This is a genomic window from Exiguobacterium sp. s36, from assembly GCF_018618345.1.
Classification (GTDB): Bacteria; Bacillota; Bacilli; order Exiguobacteriales; family Exiguobacteriaceae; genus Exiguobacterium; species Exiguobacterium chiriqhucha.
The window spans coordinates 62,373-84,374 of the sequence record NZ_JACSLW010000001.1; the positions used below are offsets into that span (position 1 = coordinate 62,373).

At 53.6% G+C, this 22,002-nt stretch carries 23 protein-coding genes; 2 read left to right on the forward strand and 21 right to left on the reverse strand.

Translation table 11 applies throughout. The features are described from left to right. The first annotated feature begins 11 nt into the window (after positions 1–11). Positions 12–1,172: an MFS transporter gene (locus tag KNP95_RS00300; RefSeq protein ID WP_214835119.1), complete on the forward strand. Its 1,161-nt coding sequence runs from the start codon at positions 12–14 to the stop codon at positions 1,170–1,172. Between the two features lie 55 nt (positions 1,173–1,227). Here KNP95_RS00300 and KNP95_RS00305 read toward each other — a convergent pair whose 3' ends face one another. Together KNP95_RS00305 and KNP95_RS00310 are read right to left on the reverse strand one after the other, a co-directional pair. Further along, complete coding sequence (locus tag KNP95_RS00305; RefSeq protein WP_214835120.1) at positions 1,228–1,755, reverse strand: hypothetical protein; 528 nt, start codon at positions 1,753–1,755, stop codon at positions 1,228–1,230. Then, a complete protein-coding gene (locus KNP95_RS00310) occupies positions 1,745–2,560 on the reverse strand; it encodes a hypothetical protein (protein WP_214835121.1) in 816 nt (271 codons plus the stop codon). The genes KNP95_RS00305 and KNP95_RS00310 overlap by 11 nt, the downstream gene beginning before the upstream one ends. 89 nt (positions 2,561–2,649) lie before the next feature. Here KNP95_RS00310 and KNP95_RS00315 point away from each other — a divergent pair, with 89 nt between their 5' ends. Further along, positions 2,650–3,198: a DUF4256 domain-containing protein gene (locus tag KNP95_RS00315; RefSeq protein ID WP_214835122.1), complete on the forward strand. Its 549-nt coding sequence runs from the start codon at positions 2,650–2,652 to the stop codon at positions 3,196–3,198. Between the two features lie 23 nt (positions 3,199–3,221). Here KNP95_RS00315 and KNP95_RS00320 read toward each other — a convergent pair whose 3' ends face one another. From KNP95_RS00320 to KNP95_RS00410, 19 genes are all read right to left on the reverse strand, one after another. Continuing rightward, entirely contained in the window at positions 3,222–3,704 is a 483-nt protein-coding gene (locus KNP95_RS00320; protein ID WP_214835123.1) for a hypothetical protein, read from the reverse strand. Between the two features lie 159 nt (positions 3,705–3,863). Next, the gene (locus tag KNP95_RS00325) at positions 3,864–4,886 is read right to left on the reverse strand and encodes a hypothetical protein (RefSeq protein ID WP_214835124.1); all 1,023 of its coding nucleotides are present in this window, start codon (positions 4,884–4,886) and stop codon (positions 3,864–3,866) included. After that, the gene (locus KNP95_RS00330; protein WP_214835125.1) at positions 4,883–5,401 is read right to left on the reverse strand and encodes an RNA polymerase sigma factor; all 519 of its coding nucleotides are present in this window, start codon (positions 5,399–5,401) and stop codon (positions 4,883–4,885) included. Before KNP95_RS00330 ends, KNP95_RS00325 begins: the two co-directional genes overlap by 4 nt. A 96-nt stretch (positions 5,402–5,497) precedes the next feature. Continuing rightward, on the reverse strand, positions 5,498–6,679 hold the full coding sequence (locus KNP95_RS00335) for a glycine C-acetyltransferase (protein WP_214835126.1): 1,182 nt from the start codon (positions 6,677–6,679) through the stop codon (positions 5,498–5,500). Positions 6,680–6,694: 15 nt separating this feature from the next. Then, positions 6,695–7,771: an L-threonine 3-dehydrogenase gene (tdh, locus tag KNP95_RS00340; protein ID WP_214835127.1), complete on the reverse strand. Its 1,077-nt coding sequence runs from the start codon at positions 7,769–7,771 to the stop codon at positions 6,695–6,697. A 169-nt stretch (positions 7,772–7,940) separates the two neighbouring features. Then, positions 7,941–8,201, reverse strand: coding sequence for a stage V sporulation protein S (locus KNP95_RS00345; RefSeq protein ID WP_012726477.1), 261 nt, complete (start codon positions 8,199–8,201; stop codon positions 7,941–7,943). Between the two features lie 26 nt (positions 8,202–8,227). After that, on the reverse strand, positions 8,228–9,022 hold the full coding sequence (locus KNP95_RS00350) for a TIGR00282 family metallophosphoesterase (RefSeq protein WP_021067610.1): 795 nt from the start codon (positions 9,020–9,022) through the stop codon (positions 8,228–8,230). Between the two features lie 48 nt (positions 9,023–9,070). Then, positions 9,071–10,633: a ribonuclease Y gene (gene rny / locus KNP95_RS00355; protein ID WP_029595337.1), complete on the reverse strand. Its 1,563-nt coding sequence runs from the start codon at positions 10,631–10,633 to the stop codon at positions 9,071–9,073. Positions 10,634–10,820: 187 nt separating this feature from the next. Next, positions 10,821–11,870 (reverse strand): recombinase RecA, encoded by a 1,050-nt coding sequence (gene recA / locus KNP95_RS00360; protein ID WP_021067612.1) that lies wholly within the window; start codon positions 11,868–11,870, stop codon positions 10,821–10,823. Between the two features lie 76 nt (positions 11,871–11,946). Beyond that, on the reverse strand, positions 11,947–13,173 hold the full coding sequence (locus tag KNP95_RS00365; protein ID WP_214835128.1) for a competence/damage-inducible protein A: 1,227 nt from the start codon (positions 13,171–13,173) through the stop codon (positions 11,947–11,949). 68 nt (positions 13,174–13,241) lie between these two features. Then, complete coding sequence (gene pgsA / locus KNP95_RS00370) at positions 13,242–13,820, reverse strand: CDP-diacylglycerol--glycerol-3-phosphate 3-phosphatidyltransferase (protein WP_021067614.1); 579 nt, start codon at positions 13,818–13,820, stop codon at positions 13,242–13,244. A 31-nt stretch (positions 13,821–13,851) separates the two neighbouring features. Next, complete coding sequence (locus tag KNP95_RS00375; protein ID WP_214835129.1) at positions 13,852–14,724, reverse strand: helix-turn-helix domain-containing protein; 873 nt, start codon at positions 14,722–14,724, stop codon at positions 13,852–13,854. Positions 14,725–14,751: 27 nt separating this feature from the next. After that, positions 14,752–15,528, reverse strand: a complete 777-nt coding sequence (locus tag KNP95_RS00380) for a YmfK family protein (protein WP_021067616.1) — start codon at positions 15,526–15,528, stop codon at positions 14,752–14,754. A 97-nt stretch (positions 15,529–15,625) separates the two neighbouring features. Beyond that, positions 15,626–16,321, reverse strand: coding sequence for an elongation factor P 5-aminopentanone reductase (gene ymfI, locus KNP95_RS00385; protein ID WP_214835130.1), 696 nt, complete (start codon positions 16,319–16,321; stop codon positions 15,626–15,628). Beyond that, the gene (gene yfmH / locus KNP95_RS00390; RefSeq protein ID WP_214835131.1) at positions 16,318–17,577 is read right to left on the reverse strand and encodes an EF-P 5-aminopentanol modification-associated protein YfmH; all 1,260 of its coding nucleotides are present in this window, start codon (positions 17,575–17,577) and stop codon (positions 16,318–16,320) included. The genes ymfI and yfmH overlap by 4 nt, the downstream gene beginning before the upstream one ends. After that, entirely contained in the window at positions 17,574–18,812 is a 1,239-nt protein-coding gene (yfmF, locus tag KNP95_RS00395; RefSeq protein WP_021067619.1) for an EF-P 5-aminopentanol modification-associated protein YfmF, read from the reverse strand. The genes yfmH and yfmF overlap by 4 nt, the downstream gene beginning before the upstream one ends. 8 nt (positions 18,813–18,820) lie before the next feature. Next, positions 18,821–19,372, reverse strand: coding sequence for a cob(I)yrinic acid a,c-diamide adenosyltransferase (locus KNP95_RS00400; protein WP_214835132.1), 552 nt, complete (start codon positions 19,370–19,372; stop codon positions 18,821–18,823). 53 nt (positions 19,373–19,425) lie between these two features. Continuing rightward, positions 19,426–21,129: a sensor histidine kinase gene (locus tag KNP95_RS00405; protein ID WP_058763840.1), complete on the reverse strand. Its 1,704-nt coding sequence runs from the start codon at positions 21,127–21,129 to the stop codon at positions 19,426–19,428. Beyond that, positions 21,129–21,845: a response regulator transcription factor gene (locus KNP95_RS00410; protein WP_021067622.1), complete on the reverse strand. Its 717-nt coding sequence runs from the start codon at positions 21,843–21,845 to the stop codon at positions 21,129–21,131. The genes KNP95_RS00405 and KNP95_RS00410 overlap by 1 nt, the downstream gene beginning before the upstream one ends. Between the last annotated feature and the right edge of the window lie 157 nt (positions 21,846–22,002).

Here is a 22,002-nt window from a genome sequence, read left to right on the forward strand (position 1 = left end):
GGAGGAGAGTCATGATGAAGTCGTTTTACCTGCTGCTGGTCAGTCAATGGCTGGCCAATATCGGTGACGTGCTTTATATCGTCGCCTTAATCGCTTTGTTATATCAACAGACCGGTTCTGCTCTGGCCGCCGCCAGTTTCCCGATTGCCGTCACAATCGGCATGACCGTGAGCGGTCTGTTCTTTGCCCGCGTCTTGTCTCGGTTCACCCTCGGTCAGACGCTGCTCGTCACGCAACTGTTGAAGACGGTCTTGCTCGGCGCAGTCATCTGGTCGGAGTCGATTCTCGTCCTCGGCCTCGTCGTGCTCATCGCCTTCTTGGACGGGTTCGCTCGTCCAGTCCAAGCGTCGTTCATCCCACGGCTGACGACGAATCGTCAACAAGCAAACAGTCTCGTCCAAGGGTCGAACCAGTTCATCCAGCTGGCGATGTGGCCGCTCGGTACGATTCTTGTCGCTTCGTTTTCAAGCGCGATTGCCCTGATCATCGCGTTGATGACGTTCATACTTTCGACGCTCGTCACGTATCAATTCGTCCGTGCCCTTGAGCGCGACGTGACGATAGAAGATGGTGAATCAGACATTTCCCTAAGAGACAGCCTCGCCATTGTGCGAACAGCACCTCAGGCTCGATTAATTACAGTGTTCGTCACGTTCGAGTCTTTCGTCAGCACGCTCTGGATTTCTGCACTATTGCTCGTCTATCTGGAACGCCATCTCCACATCGATAGCGGATGGTGGGGCTCGATGAACGCAAGCTTCTTGATCAGCATGATTCTGGCCAGTGCGTATCTGTATCGCGCTCAACGAAGCAGTTCCCTTGGGATCAGCTCCCTGCTGTCAGTCGGGGCCGCCTTGTTGTTCGGCGTGACGTCTCATATCGTGTTTTCGCTCGTCGCGCTCGCGGTTCAAGGATACGCCACCCAGCTCCGCATCGTTCAGACGAACACGCTGCTCCAGGAAACGACAACGGCCACGCAGCTTCCGTACGTCTATAGCGTCCAACAGACGGCCTATACCCTCGCCTTCAGCATCGGCAGCCTGACGTTCGGAATGCTCGCGGACGGATTGCCGATCGCCATCGTCTATTTGATTGGTGCAGGTTTGACCGTCCCGCTCGTCTGGCTCGGTCGACAAATCGATTTAATGGACGATGTGATCCAATCCGCATAACAAGACGGCGCCTTCTCAGTCAGAGAGGGCGCCTGTTTGCTGATATGGGAGCTTGTTACGATTGCTCTGAGTAATGCGTCCCGCCAAAATAGATGGTCGGGCTGCCGCGACGGAAACATTTCAATCCGATCGCCGCCTCGACAATCGGGTCCGACATCGTGATGATCTCAAGTACGTTATCCATACCGTATATCCGATAGTGACACAATGTAGCATCATCCGGTTTAATGAACTCCCACAACTGAAAACGCGTCTCTTGGAGCTGCTCGAGATAACCTGATCTCATGTAACGAATAATTTGATGTCCTTCAAACTGGTCATGAGGCGTGATCACCACTCCATCGGCATACGATTCATCGATGACTTCCATGTAGATGATGTCTTCAAAGCGGAGCTTCACGTTCACCACCTCGCTTTGCGGATGGATCTCATCCGCCTCGAGCCGCTCACGGAAAGAGGCGTTCCGTTTCCTTTGGTGGTCGGAGAGCTGTAGATTGAACGTCAGAGTCTTAGGTCCGAGGTCATAATTGAAAGCAAACACATGCATCATCCCGTCATACAGGAACAAATCTTCAAATCTCATTGGAAACCACCTCTCCAGTATGTTCATATTGAAATACTCCAAATCCATATCCTTCTGTCAAATCGCCTCCAATGAACAATGTGACGGCTTCTGTCTCGGTCGGAATGAAGAATCGAATGCCTTCCCACTCTTCATCATGTTCCAGGAGTGACACAAGTTGATGAACAGCTTGTACTTGTTGTCGGGAGACATCACAGCTTACCTTATACGTCTTTGACCACGTCCATTTTCCACTAGATTCAATTCTATGATTGCTTCCGGTCCGCTTCGCCCAAGACTCAAAATGAGATAACAATTTATTTTTGGATAAGACGACTTGGAATGAAGTGACACCGAGTGCGAAGAATAAGTCCGCAATGAATGCCGCAGGGGCCGTCACTTTCGGGAACCCAAATTCCCTCCGTTGACTGTCCGGTGCCAAACCATAAACATCCTCCATTTTCAGAGAATACGAATCGTGATCATGAAACGTCTGGCTATGCACCATTATAAAATCGAGAAAAGAAACATCATGTCCCGCTAGCTCAACGGACACAACTGTATCTGTATGTAGCTTGCGATGATACGGGTCATACAAAAACATGAGCTGTTCATTCGAATAGATTACGAACGGTAACGTCAAATCAATCCATCGAAGCTGAATTAATTCTTGCTTCGTCATATGTAAGTTCAGCTCTGAATAATCTGTCACACGATAAGAATCATTCGGCAGACAATCAGACCAAATCGTTTTGAATTGAAACAAATCAATCGTATGGAACGTCTGAGAGTGCAGATGCCGAACATCCAAGGCATCGAAATCCAATTGGCATTCCCCTTTCCATGAACGGCGTGCTGAATCGATCACAAGTGATGTCGTATACTGAAAGAAACCTTGGAATGGAGTGATTGATGATGTCCACCCTTTCACACGAAGAAACAACCGAGTTGTTGAACACTCTCGAAGCGCGCTTTACCGACAACCCCGAACGACATCCAGATCTCACCTGGCCAGACATCTTGACGCGTCTTCAAGCGGACGACCGTAAACTCGCCGCTCTCGCCGAGATGGAGCGTACCGGCGGTGAACCTGATGTGATTCGACTCCCGAACGGCACATTAGCTTTTTGCGACTGCTCACCGGAAAGTCCGAGCGGTCGACGCAGCCTATGCTATGACGATGCGGCGTTAGCGGCACGAAAGAAAAACAAACCGGATGGGAGTGCCGTCGCGTTGGCTAAAGAGATGGGCATCGAGCTACTCGACGAAGCAACGTATCGCCATCTGCAGACGCTCGGTACGTTCGACTTGAAGACGTCGAGCTGGATTGCCACCCCAGAATCAATCCGTCAAAAAGGCGGCGCCTTGTTCTGCGACCGCCGCTACGAGCAGACCTTCGTCTATCATAACGGGGCCGATTCGTATTATGCAGCCCGTGGATTCCGCGGAATGTTCATCCTCTAAGCAGGGCTATGCGCCTTGCTTTTTTATGTAATTAGCCAGTTGAAGACAACGGGAACATATTTGATGAAAAAAAGGCTTACAAAGAAAATAAAGACGACTTTTACCGGCCACATGTACCAGTCATTATATTTTCGCGTAAGAAACAGAAGTGCTGCATATGTAATCGCATTTCCAGTGACATCTGGTTCCTCCATACTTTGAGCCAGCAATTCTTTCCATCCTGGAAATGGACCAGGCGCAAACGAGGCCGCAAAGTCCGGCGTGATATTGTATTTTACTCTCACATACCAGGCAAACACGTACATCGAAATGAAGAACAGCGACCATATTGTTACAACAGCATTGAACAATCGGCCTTTCCAGCTCTTGCTTCGGGAATAAATCACGACAATCAAAGCCACAGCACTGAAGATGACGTTTATAATGAACGGCGGTGAAATCGTCAAGATGGAGAATGTTTCCGCGGACAGGGTCACGCCCATCACTAAATGTGAGGCTTGCATCATCGTCGCGCTGCCCTTTCTTTTATATAATAAATTCGGTAGTTGAAATAATATAAACGTTAATCATTTGGTTTACCTTTTCAAATTTTAGAGTCATTCCACCTAAATGTCTACCAAAATTTTCAAACTAAAACAGCATACCTGAGTCAGGCATGCTGTTAGTCACTTATTAACGGGTAGAAGCTTTACTTGACCAATGCCTTCCACAATCAGCATCAGTTCCGACACGGCATCTCTTGACGTGAATGGCACTTGGAACACCAGATTTGTTTTTCCGGCACTGACCGTCCGGCTATAGCCGGATTCGATGTTGTACACATTCCCTTTCGCATCACGTAGCTTCACGTGGTCGATAAAATAGTTCTCATCGTAATCATCCCCGTTGACGGTAAGCTCGATTCGCATCGATGTCAGGTCGACAACCACATTCCCGACTTCAAGCGGGGAGACGGCGTCGTCAGCTTCATAACGGATCGCGGCTTGCATCGTCACCTGTTCAATCGGTAAACGCCAGTCACCGTTGATTGTATCGGTCTCCACGTCACGGAACAGCCGAACCGTCTCAATCTCAATCGTCGCTCCTTCCAGTGACGGAATGTCTTTGTCGCCCGCCTCGCTCAACACTTCATATACGAGTGATCCGCTCTCATCGACCATCACGTTCACTTGATGGCCACGCATTCCACCGTCCCCCTTCAACGGCAACGTATCCGATACCATCTCGTCGACATACGATCCGTCCGCACTACGAACACGATAGTCGAGACTCAGATCCGTGACGTCTTTCCATGGTATTTCCTCTTTTGTCAGGACGAAACGGAGCGCGAGTTGATGGCGGTCGGCGATGACCCGCTCTAACTTGATGTGAACGTCTTGATTGGTGATGGTCGCGACCGGTCGCTCTCCTCCGTTCGTCAACACGACTTGGTCGATGCCACGGTCTCCGAACTTAAATAAACGATCGATGGCGGCAAGCGCCGAACCGTCAAACGCCAGTATGAACACGAGCATCGCCGCGGCCGCCATCATGACCACCCCGCCGACACGGCGCCGGCGTCTCCGACGCGACCGGTTCGCCTGCTCTCTGATACTGGCATAGCTAGCATCGAACGCCTGGCGGGCCCCGCTCGAGAGTCTTGTATCGTTATGTAATTGTGTCAATCGTTTGTCGAATTCTTCATTCATACCGATTCACGCTCCTGTCGATAGTACGACTGCTTCAACTGTTGTCTCGCCCGCGATAACCTTGCTTTGATTGTTCCTTCCGGCGTGCCAAGCACGTCTGCAATCTCACGGGTCGTCAGTTCCATCACATAGCGCAACGTGACGACTTCGCGATACATCGGGGCAAGAGCGTGAATCGCCTCGTCGAGTTCAAGGTGATACGCATCGTTCACCGCCGTTTCTTTGATGGTGCCGTTCACGTTTGTCTCTCGCTCTCGCTTGCGGATGAGACGATGACATTCATTCAGCATGATTCGGTACAACCACGTATGCAGAAATTCAGCGTCACGCAACGTGTGCAGTTTCGTATAGGCGAGGAGCACCGTCTCTTGCATCACGTCGGCGACATCTGCCTCATGGCGCAACATGCGTAGTGCGCCGCCATAGAGCGTCGACTCATAGTGTTGCATCAAGGTGATGAACGCTTCTTCATCGCCCTTTTGCGCCCGCTTGACGAGGCGTCTTCGTTGCTCCATCCGGTCGACCTCCTTTTTCTTTGTCATACATTAGAGTCGACAGCCTCGCGTTTCGTTGCATGAAAAAACTGCAGACGATTCGTCTGCAGTTCAATCTTACGCGTGGAGCGTGACGTTCAATTCCTCTGCGACCGCCTTGAAGGCAGCGAGCGCACGTTCGAGGTCGTCACGGGTATGTTCCGCCGTCACGATCGTCCGAATACGAGCCTTGCCTTTCTCGACCGTCGGGAAAGCGATGCTCTGTGCGAACACGCCGTGGTCTTTCAGCTTATCCGAGAATGTGTGCGCAAGCGTCTCTTCGCCGAGCATGACCGGTGTGATCGGCGTCGTCGCATGGCCGATGTCGAAGCCGAGGTCACGCAGTCCTGATTTGAAGAACTCGGTGTTCGCCCACAACTTGTCGAACAGTTCTTCTTCTTCCTTCATGACACGGATCGCCTCACGGTTCGCCGCGACGACCGCAGGCGGGTGTGACGTCGAGAACAAGAACGGACGTCCCTTTTGAATCAAGAAGTCGCGAATGTCGTTCGAGCAGGCGACGTAGCCGCCGAGGACACCAATCGCTTTCGAGAGCGTCCCGACTTGTAGCGCGACCCGTCCGTCGAGTCCGAAGTGGTTGACCGTGCCGCGACCGTTCTGTCCGAGCACGCCCGAGGCGTGGGCGTCGTCGACCATGACCGCCGCGTCATACTTCTCGGCAAGCTCGACGATTTCTGGGAGCGGCGCGATATTGCCGTCCATCGAGAAGACGCCGTCCGTGACGATGAGGCGCGTCCGGTAGTCTTGTGTCTCTTTCAACGCCGCCTCTAAATCGGCGAGGTCGACGTGCTTGTAAATGCGGCGAGCCGCTTTCGTCAACCGGATGCCGTCGATAATCGAGGCGTGGTTGAGCGCGTCACTGATGACGACGTCTTCCGGACCGAGGAGGGCCGACAAGACACCGAGGTTCGTCGCGAAGCCCGACTGGAACACGAGCGCCGCTTCCGTATGTTTGAACTCGGCGAGCTCGCGTTCGAACGCCTCGTGCATCTCGAACGTCCCGGCGATCGTCCGGACCGATCCTGTGCCGGCACCGAACTGTTCGACCGCTTCTATCGCCGCTTGTTTCAAGCGCGGATGGTTGGCGAGTCCGAGATAGTTGTTCGAAGACAACTGGACGAGCGATTTGCCGTCGATCGTGACTTCGTTCGCTTGCGCCGACTCGAGCGGCACGAGCGAGCGGAACGTGCCCGCTTGTTTCATTTCATTGACTGCTTCTGTAATATGTTCAAATGCCATATTGATTCCCCCTGTTTATGGTAATAAGACCACTTTACCGCACTTCCCGGCCCGCATGAGCTCGAAACCTTGCTCGAACTCCTCGAGCTTGAACACGTGCGTGATAATCGGTTCCACGTTCAATTGACCTGTCGCGAGTAGCGTCGACACTTGCCCCCACGTCTCATACATCTTGCGTCCGGTGATGCCCTGAACACGCACCCCTTTGAAGACGACGTCACGCGTCAAGTCGATTGCGACCGGCTTGGCTGGGAGTGACAACACATTGACTTCCCCGCCGGCCGTGACCATCTTGAACGCTTGGTCGATGGCGACCGGATGCCCGCTCATCTCACAGACGACATCGATGCCGTCCCCATCGGTCTGACCCATAATCAGCTCGAGCGGATTTTGTTCGAGGCTATTGATGACGACGTCCGCCCCCATGTCCTCGGCGAGCTTCAACCGATACGGGTTGACGTCAATCGCATAGACGCGGCTCGCGCCAGCTGCTTTGGCGACGCCGACGGCCATGAGCCCGATTGGTCCACAACCGACGATGGCGACCGACTTGGCCGAAACGTCACTCGCGAGCACTGTATGGACGGCGTTTCCGAGCGGCTCTTGAATCGAGGCGAGCTTGGCCGGCATCGACTCTGGGTTGACCCACAAGTTCTCTTCGGGCATGACGACGTATTCAGCGAAACAGCCTTGCGTGTCGACACCAATGATTTTCGTGTTCTTACAGATGTGATACTGCCCGCGCAAACACTGTTTACATTGGTGACAGACGATATGCGTCTCGGCTGACACGGTCTGTCCGATTTGGATGCGTTTCGTTCCTTCCCCGAGCGCCACGACTTCCCCCGCGAACTCGTGACCGAACACGTATGGCGGCTTGACCCGGCTCTTCGCCCAGTCGTCCCACTCATAAATGTGGACATCGGTCCCGCAAATCGATGTCGCTTTCACTTTGATTAACACTTCCCCGGTTCCTGGTGTCGGGATTGGCACTTCGACCAATTGGGCCCCGAATCCGGCCGTATGTTTTTGAATCGCTTTCATCACAGGTGTCGTTGCTTCCTTCTCTGTCGTAGACACGAGCTGTTCCATTGAAAACGTCCCCCTCTTCATCTCTTAATCGAACTTCACGTTCCCTTTCATCTTGTCATAAAATGACGAACCTGAGAAGATAGTACGTTGATTTTCCAAACAAAAAAGAGAAGCCATCCGCGCCGATGGCTTCTCTTACAAGAATAGGACCTATGTCCCGACCGCAAGCTCATCGTGGTTCGATGATGAGCTTGATTGCCGTTCGTTCTTCTCCGTCAATCATAATATCGGTGAACGCAGGGATGCAAATCAAATCCAGCCCGCTCGGCGCGACGAAACCACGCGCGATCGCGACCGCTTTGATGGATTGATTGAGCGCCCCTGCGCCGATTGCTTGAATCTCACACGTTCCTTTTTCACGAAGTACGCCAGCGAGTGCACCCGCCACGGAGTTAGGATTCGATTTTGCCGAAACTTTGAGTACGTCCATTCTTGTTTCCCCCTCGGGTAGGTTGTTCAATCAAACCATACGGTCTGATCATCTAGGTGTATGCGTTCGATTTTCGTGGCTCGTTTCGATTGGTCATCGATTGTGATTAAAACTCCATTTAGTTGTTCCCGTCCCTCGGCAACTTCAAACCGGACCGGGAGCTGGGTGATGAATTTTCTTAAGACGACCTCGGCATCCATGCCGAGTACCCCGTCGAGCGGACCCGTCATCCCGACGTCGGTGATGTACGCCGTGCCGTTTTGTAGGATGCGGTTGTCAGCCGTCTGGACGTGCGTATGGGTACCGACGACGGCTTGGACGCGTCCGTCAAGATGATACCCCATCGCAATCTTCTCACTCGTCGCCTCGGCGTGCATGTCGACGAAAATCGCATCGACCTCGCCGCGAATCTCTTCAACGAGCGCGTCGACGGTGCGGAACGGGCAATCGAGCGACGGTAAGAACACCGTCCCCATCGCGTTGATGACGGCGAGCTTCTTCCCGCCTTGTTTCAACACCATCATCCCGACACCGGGCGTACCGGCAGGATAGTTGGCCGGGCGGACGATGCGGTCGGCATCATCAATCCAGTCAAAGATGTCACGGTTGTCCCAAGTATGATTCCCCATCGTCACGCCATGGAATCCAAGCTCGAGAAATTGTTGATAGATTTTTTTTGTGATACCGCGTCCGTTGGCTGCGTTTTCACCGTTGACGAGCATAAACGTCGGGCTATACTTGCTTTTTAAGCGTCCGATTTGGGCGCTCAAGATGTCGCGACCTGGTTTTCCGACCACGTCGCCGATAAATAAGATTTTCATAGTCTTGTCCTCCTCCAATAGAAAAAGCGGAGAATGTCTCCGCTCTTGTTACTTCGCATAATCGACGGCACGCGTTTCGCGAATGACCGTCACTTTGATTTGGCCTGGATAGTCAAGCTCATCTTCGATCCGTTTACAGATGTCGCGGGCCATCTTGTTCGCCACGACGTCATCGACGACGTCTGGGCGGACGATGATCCGGACTTCACGTCCCGCTTGGATGGCATATGACTTCTCGACTCCTTCGAACGACTCACAAATCGCTTCGAGGCGCTCAAGGCGTCGGATATAGCTTTCGAGCGTCTCTTGACGGGCTCCTGGACGCGCCGCTGACAAGGCGTCAGCCGCTGCGACGAGAACCGCAATCGTCGATGTCGCTTCGACGTCCCCATGGTGCGAGGCGATCGAGTTGATGACGACCGGATGCTCTTTGTACTTCGTGGCGAGCTCGACACCAATCTCGACGTGGCTGCCTTCGACTTCATGGTCGATGGCTTTCCCGATATCGTGGAGGAGACCCGCTCGCTTGGCGAGCGTGACGTCTTCCCCGAGCTCGGCAGCCATCATGCCGGCGAGGTGAGCCACTTCGACCGAGTGGGCGAGTACGTTTTGACCGTAACTCGTCCGGTAACGCATTCGACCGAGCGTCTTGACGAGGTCCGGGTGGACGCCGTGGATGCCGGCTGAGAATGTCGCTTCTTCCCCGTATTCGCGGATGCGTTCATCGACTTCACGACGTGATTTCTCGACCATCTCTTCAATGCGGGCCGGATGGATCCGACCGTCTTGAACGAGTTTTTCGAGCGTCATCTTGGCGATTTCACGACGGACCGGGTCGAATCCAGACAAGATGACCGCTTCTGGCGTGTCATCGATGATGAGGTCGATGCCGGTGAGTGTCTCGAGCGTGCGGATGTTACGTCCTTCACGTCCGATAATCCGCCCTTTCATCTCATCACTCGGCAAGTTGACGACTGATACGGTCGTCTCGGCGACGTGTTCGGCCGCATAACGTTGCATCGTGAGAGACAAGAGGTGTTTCGCTTTTTTATCAGCTTCTAATTTTGCTTTTTGCTCGATTTCTTTTTGAAGGAGAGCAGCATCGTGAAGCGCTTCCTGCTTCGCTTCGTCCATGATGATGGTCCGTGCTTCTTCTTTCGATAAGGCTGCCACGCGTACTAGTTCTTGGCGTGCCTCCTCATATAATTCCTCCACTTTGCTCTCGAGCGTTTCCGCTTCACGCTTCCGTTTCGCGAGTGCAGCCTCACGTTCATCCAAAGCGTCTTCTTTCCGTTCAAGCATGTCTGCTTTCCGGTCGAGAAGCTCTTCCTTTTGGACGAAACGATTTTCTTTCACTTTCTGCTCTTCACGTCGTTCGCGCAATTCTTGTTCGGTTTCATTGCGAAGTTGAATCATCTCTTCTTTTACTTCAAGCCGTGCTTCTTTTTGCATCGCTTCCGATTGTTGTCGCGCTTGCTCTACAATCTTGGTCGCTTCCGTCTCGGCACCTTGAATCTTCGCTTCGGCGATCGATTTACGCACAAAAAAACCTGCAACAAAAGCTATCGGCAAAAGGAGGATCAGAATAAGCTCTAATAGCCATTCCATCATGTTCACCTCCCTTTCGCAAGGTTATTTTATTTTTTCATGAATGAAAACGCGAGCGAGCCCGCGTATAGCTTTATTGTACTTATTTACCTGTTAGAATGCAATGCACGGACAGGATAGAACTACCAATTCATCAAAAAAATTATACTAAAAAAATCTCGCCTGAACCATGTCAGGCGAGAAACGTTACTTACTCTTCGTCTAAAAGTGAGAGGACGTCATCGTTGTCAGCTTCGACTGTGACCGTCTTTTCACCGTTGAGACCGTAGTGGTCGCGAATCCGTTCTTCGACCGATGCGGCCACCGACGGGTTCTCTTTCATATACTGCTTCGCGTTCTCACGGCCTTGACCGAGACGCTCTTCGTTGTACGAGTACCACGCGCCGCTCTTTTGAACAATATCGAGGTCGGCCCCGATGTCGATGAGCTCGCCTTCACGTGAGATGCCTTCGCCGTACATGATATCGACTTCTGCCGTCTTGAACGGTGGCGCGATCTTGTTTTTGACGACTTTGATTTTCGTCCGGTTCCCGACCATGTCTTGGCCTTGTTTGAGCGTTTCAGCACGACGGACCTCGAGACGGACCGACGAGTAGAACTTGAGGGCACGACCACCAGGTGTCGTTTCCGGGTTACCGAACATGATTCCGATTTTCTCACGGATTTGGTTGATGAAGATGACGATTGTCTTCGACTTGTTCGTCGCACCAGACAATTTACGGAGCGCTTGGCTCATGAGGCGGGCTTGAAGACCGACGTGTGAGTCTCCCATCTCCCCTTCAATCTCGGCTTTCGGAACGAGTGCCGCAACCGAGTCGACGACGAGGATATCGACCGCACCAGAGCGGACGAGGGCTTCCGCGATTTCAAGGGCTTGTTCCCCTGTATCCGGTTGTGATAAGAGCAACTCATCGATGTTGACGCCCAAGTTTTGTGCGTATTTCGGGTCGAGCGCGTGCTCGGCGTCGACGAAGGCAGCTTGTCCGCCGCGCTTTTGAACTTCAGCGATGGCATGAAGCGCCACCGTCGTCTTACCTGACGATTCAGGTCCGTACACTTCGATGACACGACCACGTGGATAACCACCTGCACCGAGGGCGATGTCGAGGGCGATTGAGCCTGACGGGGTCACCGAAACTTGCTGATCTGTATTTTCACCGAGGCGCATGATTGAGCCTTTACCGAATTGTTTCTCAATTTGGCGTAATGCCATTTCTAACGCTTGTTTACGATCACTCATAGATTAATGAGCCTCCTTTGATTGATACTTTCATTATAAGCGAAGCGAAGGCGATACACAAGTTTTTTGCGAACGTTTATTCGCCTTTTTTCATTTGTTGCAGGAGCGCCCACATTCCGTCTTTCGTAGCCCGGGCTTGAATGACATGCCGCTCTTGATGCGGGTAATCACGTTCAATCACGTCAATCCCGTCCGGTGACCGGATGCCGATGAACACTTTTCCGACCGGCTGACCCGAATTTGACGTCGGACCGGCCTCGCCGGTGAACGCCAGCCCATAATCCGTTCCGGTCTGACGCGTCAGACCGAGGATCATTTCAAAGGCGACTTCTTTTGAGACGACCGAGTGTGAATCAATTGTATCAAGGGACACCCCTAAAAACCTATTTTTTAGCTCGTCGGAGTACGTGACGACCCCGCCCTTGAACACCGAGGATGCTCCTGGAACGGCCGTGAGCATCGCTTGGGCTTGACCGCCCGTGAGCGATTCGGCAATCGACAGCGTCGCCTGACGCGCTTGTAACTCGTGAATCAGCCGTGCGGCGAGCGTATCGTCGTCCGAACCGAAGTAAAAGTGACCGACCCGCGCCAAAATATCCTGTTTGACCCGTTCAATCATCTCCCGCGCCACGGTCTCAGTATCGGCGCGGGCGCTGATGCGCAGTCGTGCCTCGCCCGACTCGGCGTACGGGGCGACCGTTGGGTTCGACCCGTTCATCAAATCGACGACGGCCGCGTCGAGCGCCGACTCGCCGATTTCATAAAAGCGCAACGATTCAGAGACGATGGTCATCCCGCCGAATTTTTCTGGGAACGTGGCGTCGACGATCGCTTTCATCTCCCACGGGACACCCGGTAACAACAGCCATGTCGGTTCGTCCTCGATCCACATCCCGGGCGCGAGACCGACCGGGTTGGTGAGCACTTCGGCCCCGGTTAAGACGTCTGCTTGCCGCGCGTCCCCTTCGTTCGGCTCGCGTCCGCGCGAGGCGACGAAACGATGGATCGTCTCGAGCGATGCCTCGTCACGGATGAGTGGACGACCGAGCACCTCGGCGAGTGTCGTCTTCGTGATATCATCCGCCGTCGGCCCAAGGCCGCCAGTGACGATGACGAATTCACTTCGTGATCGCGCTTGTTCGAATGTCGCTCGCAAACGTTCCTGATTATCTCCGACGACTACATGATACAGCACGGACAACCCATATTTCGACAGCTGTTCTGATAAGTAACGGGCGTTCGTGTTCGTGATTTCCCCTAAGAGCAGTTCAGAGCCTACCGCAATGATTTCGGTGCGTTTCATCCAAATTCCTCCTCCCAATAAAAAAACGAGCTGTTCGGCCAAGCTGAACAACTCGTCTATGCCGATGGTTACATCGACTTTACAATGATCTTATAGTTTTGTGCGAAATATTCGGCCCCTGAGTAAATCGTCAAGACGAGCGCGAGCCACATGGCCCATTCGCCGAAGGGGATGCCGACATAGCTGAAAATCGGGTTGCCGAACAGCAGGAAGATGATGGCAAAGAGTTGGACCCATGTCTTCGCTTTGCCCGACTTCCCAGCCGCGACGACGATTCCTTCATCGGCCGCCACGAGACGAAGTCCCGTCACCGCGAACTCACGCGAGAGAATGACGACGACGACCCATGCCGCGACGAGATCCATCTCGACGAGCAGGACAAGTGCCGCCGTGACGAGTAGTTTGTCAGCGAGCGGATCCATGAATTTCCCAAAGTTGGTGACCAAGTTGTGCTTCCGGGCGAGATGCCCGTCAAGCCAGTCAGTGATAGCGGCAATCGTAAAGATGACCGCGGCGATGAATTGATGGAGCGGTACGTCCGCCCCGAGGAAAGCGATGTCTCCCCAATCAAAATCTACGGCGAGTAAGACGACGAACACGGGGATGAGCAACACCCGTAACATCGTCAAACGGTTAGGTAGGTTCATCGAGAACTCCTCCTCTAGAAGGAGAGTCAACTTATTCTGCGTCGACTCTCTTTACAAATATATTTTGTGTGACCGGCGAGTCGGCTAATTCAAGCTCCCGGCCATTGACAACAATTTTCTCGACCCCACCGATCAAGCCGATTCGGATGCGAAGCGTATCCGTCTCCGCGTCCTCGATGACAATCGGGTTTTGTTTCGATTGGTTCGGATATTCCGGAGCGAGGAACGCTCCCTCGAGTGAGGTGTCCCGAACACCGACATATGTCGCCGGCGACTCTTTCACATGAATCTCCGTCGTCAGTTTATCGGCCGTCGCGATCTCATATGTGAGGTCTGCCCCGTTCGTCGACGCGACCGCAATCGGTCCCGTCTCTTCTGCCGGTTCTTCTTCGACCGGTTCTTCAGCCGGCGGTTCTTCTTCGACCGGCTCTTCTTCCGGCACGTCCTTGTTTTGATCAATGATTACACCCGAGTTCGTCTGTTCAGTCGGTGACGCGTTTTGGTCGCCGAAATCAAGGTTTCGGACGACGTAATAGACGGCCGTCATCAACAGGAACGCGACGAGCACGAGCATGACTTTCGGTACCCAACGCGAGACACGGCTCGACGTCTCGGACGCTTTCGAATAGGTTTGCTTTCGCGATAATTGAACGGTCGGTTGCGGCTCGATTTTCGGCAAGTCTTTCGCATACGTCTCGTACAGTTCATCGACATCAAGTCCTAACGATTCCGCATACGTTTTAATGAACGCCCGTGCATAGAACGAGCCAGGGAGATTTTTGTAATCACCTTCCTCGATCGCGATGATATAGCGTTTTTGAATCTTCGTCGTCTGCTGGATTTGGTCGAGCGTCAAACCGCTCGCCTCACGCCTTTGTTTCAAAAAAGTCCCTAGTTCTGTCACAGGGGTCCACACCTTCCATTCAAGTAGTTATTCAAACCATTCTGCCTCACGATGTGTCTCTTGAGGAATGATAATCTCCTCATCTTGTGAGTTCCTCAGTTCGATGATGTAATCAAAGTCTTCGAACACGCAATCGGTGTTGCGCACGTATAGGTCCGGATGCTCGATGACTTTCACGGACGGCAACCGCATGACTTCTCGAATCAATTGACGATGGCGTTCATCCATCGTCCGCGTCGAGACGGCACCGTCGATGATATAGACGTGGTCCCCTTCGCGTTCTTCTTCGAACAGCGAGGTCCGCACCGTTTGCTTCATGAGCGTCGATGACAGGAACAGCCAGCGCTTGTTCGCACAGACGCTCGCCGCAACAATCGACTCGGTCTTCCCGACACGCGGATTGCCGCGCACCCCGATCAACAAGTGCCGTTCTTCTTTCATCAGTTCGGCGACGAAGTCGACGAGGACACCTAAGTCCTCGCGGACGAATTTGAACGTCTTCTTGTCGTCATTGTCGTGCTCGATGTAGCGCCCATGTCGAATCGCGATTCGGTCGCGAAGCTTCGGTCGCCGGAGCTTGATGACGACGATGGCTTCCATCTTGCGCAAAATATGTTCCAGACGATGGACGTGATCCGCGGCCGGGGCCTTTAACAGCATGCCGCGGCGTTGGAGATCGACGCCGTTAATCGTCACGATTGAGATTTGAAGCATCCCCATCAGTGAAGCGATATCCCCCAGGATACCGGGTCGATTCTGGCAAAGTTCATATTCGAGATACCATTCTTCGAACTTATGATCCATCTCGTCCACCCTTTCTGATGTGTGCTCGCTACCTTGTTCATTCTAAATTATTTTAGAAGAATTGAAAAGAACTCGTTTCAGTCGTGGCGACAAAGTTTTATACCCAACCACCATCGATCCGGAGCACGGCACCGGTCATGTAGGCGGCGGCTGGGGAACAGAGGAAACGAATCGTCTCCGCCACTTCCTCAGGTCCACCTAATCGGCCGAGCGGAATCTCCTCACGGGCCGTTTGTTTCGTCTCTTCTACCGTATCATTCATCGGGGTGTCAATCCACCCCGGTGTGACCGCATTGATGCGGACGTGAAATGGTCCCGCCTCACGAGCGAACGCCTTGACGAACCCGAGTTGGGCGGCCTTGACGGTCGAATAGAGGACTTCCCCGGCTGCACCGACCTCACCCCAGACGCTCGAGACGACGACGATATCGAGGGGGCGGTCGTAGGCTTTCTGCCCGACGACGTGTTGCACGAGCCGGATCATCGAGCGAACATGAATCCGATATAACCGATCGAGTTCGAGGAGCGACTGATCGACGAGCAACCCGTAGGCATGATTGCCGGCGACGTGGATGATGCGGTCGACCGGTCCGAGTGTGTCGAGCCAAGCCTCTAGTCCGGCCTCGTCATCGAGGTCACACGTGACGACCTCGGCCGACAGTCCTTCGTTCGCGACGAACGCGCGGAGCGACTCCGCCTGTGTATGGGCCTGCAAGATGAGGTCATCGTCTCGGAACGACAGGGCGACGGCACGGCCGATCGACCCGCTCGCTCCCGTGATGAGCGTCGTCACGGTTTCTTAACGATGCAGACGGTCCGGTGATCGGCTTGGAATAGACGGTCATACGCGGCGTACAGATCGTCGAGTGAAATCGCATCGAGCAAATCAGGGATATCGAACATGTTGCCGCCGCTGAGCGCGTAGCGTGAGAACTGGTTGGCGATGAACTCCGGTGAGTTGAGCGCCTTCAAAAACTGTCCTTTCATCATGCGCTTCTTGCGATTGAGTGTCTCAGCACCGAGTTCGAGCGGACGCTCGAGGGCGGACGTGATGCGGTCGACGAACGTGTCGACGTGCGGCGTCTCCATCGACAAGACAGCGAAGGCGAACGTCTCTTCTGACGTATAGTCGAACGAGAACGCGTCATCGATCAACCCTTCGGCATACAATTCCGCATAGAGCGGTGCCGTCGTGTCGAACAAGGCGTGCATAAGGAGTTCGACGATAAGCTCTTGCTTCATACCATCCTTGCCGGCAAGCGGCGTATCCTTATACCCGATCATCACTTTCGGGACGGAGACATCCATCTCGATGATGCGTTCGGCCAGATGCACCGTCTCCGGCTCCACGATTTCTTCGCGCGCTGTCAACAGCGGCTGCGGGAACGTCTTCGCCGCCTGGTTGGCGGTGATTTCAGCGAGTATCGCGTCCGGGTCGATATTCCCGACGACGAACAGCACCATGTTGCTCGGATGATAAAACGCTTGGTGGCAACGATACAAATCGTCCGCCGTGATGGCACTGATCGAGTCGATCGTCCCGGCGATATCGATTTTGACCGGGTGTTCGGCGTACATCGCCTCAATCAAACCGAAGTAGAGCCTCCAACCTGGATTGTCTTGATACATCTGAATCTCTTGACCGATGATGCCTTTCTCTTTTTCGACCGATGCTTCTGTAAAGTACGGCGCTTGGACGAAGTCGATTAACGTCTTCAAGTTCTCACTGACGTTCGACGTCGCACCGAACAAATATGCCGTCCGGGTGAACGACGTGAACGCGTTCGCCGACGCACCGAGGCGTCCGAATTGTTGGAACACGTCGCCGTCCTCTTTCTCGAACATCTTATGCTCGAGGAAATGGGCGATCCCGTCCGGTACGTCGACCCAGTCCTCTAGCTTGAACCGACGATCAATCGACCCGTATTTGGTCGTGAACGTGGCGTACGTTTTCTCATAGCCGGTCTTTTTCAATAAGTAAACCGTCAATCCGTTCTCGAGGACGGTATGATTAAGCGTCTCTCCGACGTTTGGAAAATCGAGTTTCATGCGGTTCCCCCCTTTAAACAATAGACGGCCTGTAGCGTCAATCGGTTCGCGAGCGCGGCCACGTCTTGACGCGACGTCCGTTCGATAATCGCCATCTCTTCGTCGAGCGAGAACGGACGGATGTCCGAACCGCTCATCCAAGCGATCAATTGGCGCGGATTGTCGCCGAGTTGACGACGCTGATGGAATAACATCGCTTTCGTCTGTTCGAGCGTCTCATCCTCGAACGTGCCGGCTTGAAGGTCGGCTAGCTGGTCGGCGATAATCGCCTCGGTCTTGGCCTGGTTCGAGGCATCGATTCCGGCGTAGACGAACAACATCCGGCTGAGCGAGCTATACTGCGAGGCCGCGTAATAGGCCAAGCTCTCTTTTTCACGGACATTCATGAACAGTTTCGAGTGCGGGAAGCCGCCGAATAAGCCGTTGACGACTTGCATCCGGACGGCGTCCTCACTTCTCGGGTCGATGTCGACTTGATAGGCGAGGTGCAACTTGCTCTGATTGATGGCTTGATGTTCCTCGAGCCGTTGAAACTCACGGTCGACCGGCTGGGGATACTCCCGAACGAGACGTTCTCCGAGCCCTTCGAGCGGGGCGAACGCGTCCGTCACTTGTTCACGACTGACGTCCCCAACGACATAGACGTCGACGCGGTCGTGACGGATCATCGCTTCATACGCCTCGAACAACGTCCGAGGTGTCACGTGCTCCAACTGGTCAAGTGTCCCAAGCGATGGGATGGCGAGTTCTTCGCCGAGCAGCTCTTGTAGACGTTGTTGGGCAAAGCGCATCTTGTCATCGTATACCGATTCGATCCGTTGACGCTGTAGACGAGCCTCTTGCTCGACGATGAGCGGTTGGAACGCCCCGTCATAGGCGTTCGGACGAAGTAGCACTTCCTCGAGCAGTTTGATGGCTTGAGCGAGCACCGGTTCGCCGACGAGTTCATCGTTCACGACTTCAAGCTGGAACTGGATGATATGCTCTTTGCCGACTTTTGAGGCCCCGGCGTACAGGCTTGCGTCATACAGTTGTTCGAGCGGTGTATGGAACAGTTCGATCGACGGATAGGCTTCCGTCGCCTTCTCCATCACATACGGCAACAAGGCGCGGGCTGCAATCGTCTCAGGCGACAATGGCGCCGCGAACGAGACGAGACATGTCGTCGTCTTGAATTTTTGGGTCGGGTAGACCGAATAGTGCAATCGCTGTTGAAATTGTTCGATTCCTTTCATAACTGGATCTACTCCTTCTTCTTTTTCGTTTTAAAGACATCGGCACCGCGGACGTACTCTTGATCAGGCACACCGGCCACGACGTTGGCGTAACGGGCCGCAGTAAATAAGTAATCACTCAATCGATTGTAGTACGGGAGTTGACGGACGGCTGCCTCGACATTGACAAGTTCTCGTTCGACACGGCGACAGACGGTGCGCGCCACATGCAGGCTTGCCGCTCCGACACTGCCTCCCGGCAAAATGAACCGGACGAGCTCAGGACATTTGGCCTCAAGCTCGTCAATCCACGTCTCAAGCTCCGTGACGATTACTAAATCGACTTGTTGCGGCGGATCTTGTTTATACATCAGCTCCGAGCCGAGATCGAACAAGTCGTGCTGGATTCGTGTCAATTGGGTCCGGAGCGTCTCGTCCGTCTGATGGGCGAGCGCGAGACCGATCTGACTGTTCAACTCATCTAACAGTCCCATCGCCTGGATGTGGGGATGGACTTTCAAGACGCGTCCACCGATGAGCGACGTCTCGCCCTTGTCCCCGCCTCGTGTGTACAGTTTCATGTCATTTCCTCCTTTATGCCACAAATGGTGACCCATAGGAGTCACCATTGTCGTTATGCCTGCGGTTGCGTGTACGGGAGACGGATTGTGAACGTCGTCCCTTCGTCGAGCGCGCTTGAGACGTCGACCGTGCCGTGATGGGCATCGATGACGTTCTTGACGATGGCGAGACCGATTCCGGTACCTGCCTTGCCGCCGCTCGTCCGTGCTTTATCCGCTTTGTAGAACCGTTCGAACACGAACGGTAAATCTTCTTTCGGGATGCCGCTGCCCGTGTCGGACAGACGGATCATGAAGCCGGTCTCTTCTGCGCTCGCTTCGAGTCGAATCGAACCGGACTCGGTATGTGCGATGGCATTGCCGATTAAATTCGTGAACACTTGTTCCAATCGGTCCCCGTCCGCCTCAATCGTGTGACGCGGAGCCTCAGTCGAGAGGGTGATCCCTTTCTCGTTCGCCATCTGGTTGAACTTGCGCATGACGCGCGGTAAAAACTCACCGAGGTCGAACGTTGCGAATTGCATCGTCTCTTTGCCTGATTCAATCCGTGCCAAGTCGAGTAAATCGTTGACGAGACGGGCGAGCCGGAGTGACTCATCATAGATGATGGAAGCGAATTCTTTCGTCGCATCATCACTCTCGGTCATGCCGTCGATAATCGCCTCGGAATACCCTTGGAGCGTCACGAGCGGGGTCCGGAGTTCATGGCTGACGTTGGCGACGAAATCGGTCCGCATCTTGTCGAGGCGATGGCTCTCTGTCGTGTCACGGATGACGACGACGGCCCCTTCGAAATCGTCCTCGCCAAGAAGCGGTGTCACGGTCAACGTGTAATAATGGTCGTGCTGTTTCACTTCAATCGTCTTCTCCGGAGCCCCGGCGACGACGTCCTCATAGAGCGACAACACGACTTCGTGCGGTTGCTCGTCAATGAGGAGCGGTTGGGCTTGAGGATTCGTCACGATGACGTTCGCATGGCGGTCGAGGGTGATGACCCCATCGGCCATCGACCGTAAAATCGAGGCCAATTGTAGCCGTTCCCGATCGAGCGCGTTCACATACGTCGACAGCTGGCTGCTCATCGCGTTGAACGAGCCGGCCAGTTCGCCGATCTCATCGTTCGACTTTTGAACGAGGCGCAGGTCGAACTGCCCTTCCCCTGTCTTGTTGACGGCGTCGCGCATCTCCCGGAGCGGTGCCGTGATGCGCGTCGATAAGAAGAACGCGAACACGGTCGTGACGATGATGGCCGAGGCGACCGTCCAAAAGATGATCGTCCGGGCCCCTTCGTTCGCACTCGAGATCGCATCAAGCGGTTCAATCAAATAAAGCGTATACTCGCCCGTCTCGAGTGAGAACGTCGTCCGGTATGCGAGCGCGGCCTGGTCGTCAAACGACGAGAAGTTCCCGATCGACGTCTCTCCGACGGCTTGATACGCTTCCCAGTCTTGACGTCCGAGTTCGGTCATGAGCCCATCGACTTCGGTCCCGAAATTCGAGCGGACCGTCCCGTTCTCCAATATATAGTTGGCGCCGTACACTTCGATGATTTGATCAACCGTCCGCGATGCGTCCCCTTCTTGGAGCAGTACGGATTGAACTTGTCCCCCGAGTTTGGCCAAATGGCCTCGTTCCTGATCAATATGAAACGAGTTGAAAAACTCGAGCATCAGAACGGAGACGATGAACAAGATAAGACTGACCAACACGAGAATCGTCAACCACAGCTTTGTGACGATGCTATTGCGGCGAATCATCACTCACTGACGACTTCGAACTTGTAACCGACACCCCATACCGTCGTAATCATGTGCGCGGCTTCTGGAGAGACCCGGTTCAACTTTTCCCGGAGTCGCTTCACGTGTGTGTCGACCGTTCGAAGGTCTCCAAAGAATTCATAGTTCCAGACCTCTTTTAATAGCTGTTCCCGTGAGAACACTTTGTCAACTTGCTTGGCCAAGAAGAACAACAATTCATATTCTTTCGGCGTGAGCGCAATCTCTTCTCCGTCGACCGTGACACGGTGCGCGTCGTTATCGATCGTCAAATGCGGGAAGACGATTAAGTCTTTTGATTTTTCAGCCGTACGTAAATATTTGGTCGATCCTGAACGGCGGAGGAGCGCCTTGACGCGTAGGACGACCTCACGCGGGCTGAACGGTTTGACGATATAATCGTCGGCCCCGACCTCGAACCCTTGGACACGGTCGACTTCTTCCCCTTTCGCCGTCAACATGATGACCGGCGTCGCTTTCGATTTGCGAAGTTCGGTACACACCTCGACACCGTCCATTTTCGGCATCATCAAATCGAGCAAGATGACATCGAAATTATGCTCGAGGGCGAGCTGTAACGCCTCTTCCCCGTTCGTCGCTTCGACAATCACGTACTGTTCCCGTTCCAAATACATTTTTAATAGGCGGCGAATTCTTTCCTCGTCGTCGACCACTAAAATTTTTGTTTTATTAGCCATCCACTAAACCTCCTAATCGAACCATTACAAGATGTAGCGATTGTTGCACAATTGTGAACATTTCGCTCTCTTTCATAACTATACCACTCTATTATTTGGCTTCACAACGGTCAGTTGATAGCGCCATGAAAAAAGAAGCCACCGGAGTGACTTCTTT

Bases quoted from the DNA above. Each gene is read 5' to 3' on its own strand.
- yfmF (WP_021067619.1), bottom strand. From the start codon at position 18,812: ATGAAAGGAATCGAACAATTTCAACAGCGATTGCACTATTCGGTCTAC.
- KNP95_RS00365 (WP_214835128.1), bottom strand. From the start codon at position 13,173: ATGAAACGCACCGAAATCATTGCGGTAGGCTCTGAACTGCTCTTAGGG.
- pgsA (WP_021067614.1), bottom strand. From the start codon at position 13,820: ATGAACCTACCTAACCGTTTGACGATGTTACGGGTGTTGCTCATCCCC.
- KNP95_RS00300 (WP_214835119.1), top strand. From the start codon at position 12: ATGATGAAGTCGTTTTACCTGCTGCTGGTCAGTCAATGGCTGGCCAAT.
- KNP95_RS00330 (WP_214835125.1), bottom strand. From the start codon at position 5,401: ATGGAGCAACGAAGACGCCTCGTCAAGCGGGCGCAAAAGGGCGATGAA.
- KNP95_RS00320 (WP_214835123.1), bottom strand. From the start codon at position 3,704: ATGATGCAAGCCTCACATTTAGTGATGGGCGTGACCCTGTCCGCGGAA.
- rny (WP_029595337.1), bottom strand. From the start codon at position 10,633: ATGATGGAATGGCTATTAGAGCTTATTCTGATCCTCCTTTTGCCGATA.
- KNP95_RS00335 (WP_214835126.1), bottom strand. From the start codon at position 6,679: ATGGCATTTGAACATATTACAGAAGCAGTCAATGAAATGAAACAAGCG.
- KNP95_RS00400 (WP_214835132.1), bottom strand. From the start codon at position 19,372: ATGAAACTGTACACACGAGGCGGGGACAAGGGCGAGACGTCGCTCATC.
- KNP95_RS00380 (WP_021067616.1), bottom strand. From the start codon at position 15,528: ATGGATCATAAGTTCGAAGAATGGTATCTCGAATATGAACTTTGCCAG.
- KNP95_RS00350 (WP_021067610.1), bottom strand. From the start codon at position 9,022: ATGAAAATCTTATTTATCGGCGACGTGGTCGGAAAACCAGGTCGCGAC.
- KNP95_RS00305 (WP_214835120.1), bottom strand. From the start codon at position 1,755: ATGAGATTTGAAGATTTGTTCCTGTATGACGGGATGATGCATGTGTTT.
- KNP95_RS00405 (WP_058763840.1), bottom strand. From the start codon at position 21,129: ATGATTCGCCGCAATAGCATCGTCACAAAGCTGTGGTTGACGATTCTC.
- tdh (WP_214835127.1), bottom strand. From the start codon at position 7,771: ATGGAACAGCTCGTGTCTACGACAGAGAAGGAAGCAACGACACCTGTG.
- KNP95_RS00345 (WP_012726477.1), bottom strand. From the start codon at position 8,201: ATGGACGTACTCAAAGTTTCGGCAAAATCGAATCCTAACTCCGTGGCG.
- KNP95_RS00315 (WP_214835122.1), top strand. From the start codon at position 2,650: ATGTCCACCCTTTCACACGAAGAAACAACCGAGTTGTTGAACACTCTC.
- yfmH (WP_214835131.1), bottom strand. From the start codon at position 17,577: ATGAAACTCGATTTTCCAAACGTCGGAGAGACGCTTAATCATACCGTC.
- recA (WP_021067612.1), bottom strand. From the start codon at position 11,870: ATGAGTGATCGTAAACAAGCGTTAGAAATGGCATTACGCCAAATTGAG.
- KNP95_RS00325 (WP_214835124.1), bottom strand. From the start codon at position 4,886: ATGAATGAAGAATTCGACAAACGATTGACACAATTACATAACGATACA.
- KNP95_RS00410 (WP_021067622.1), bottom strand. From the start codon at position 21,845: ATGGCTAATAAAACAAAAATTTTAGTGGTCGACGACGAGGAAAGAATT.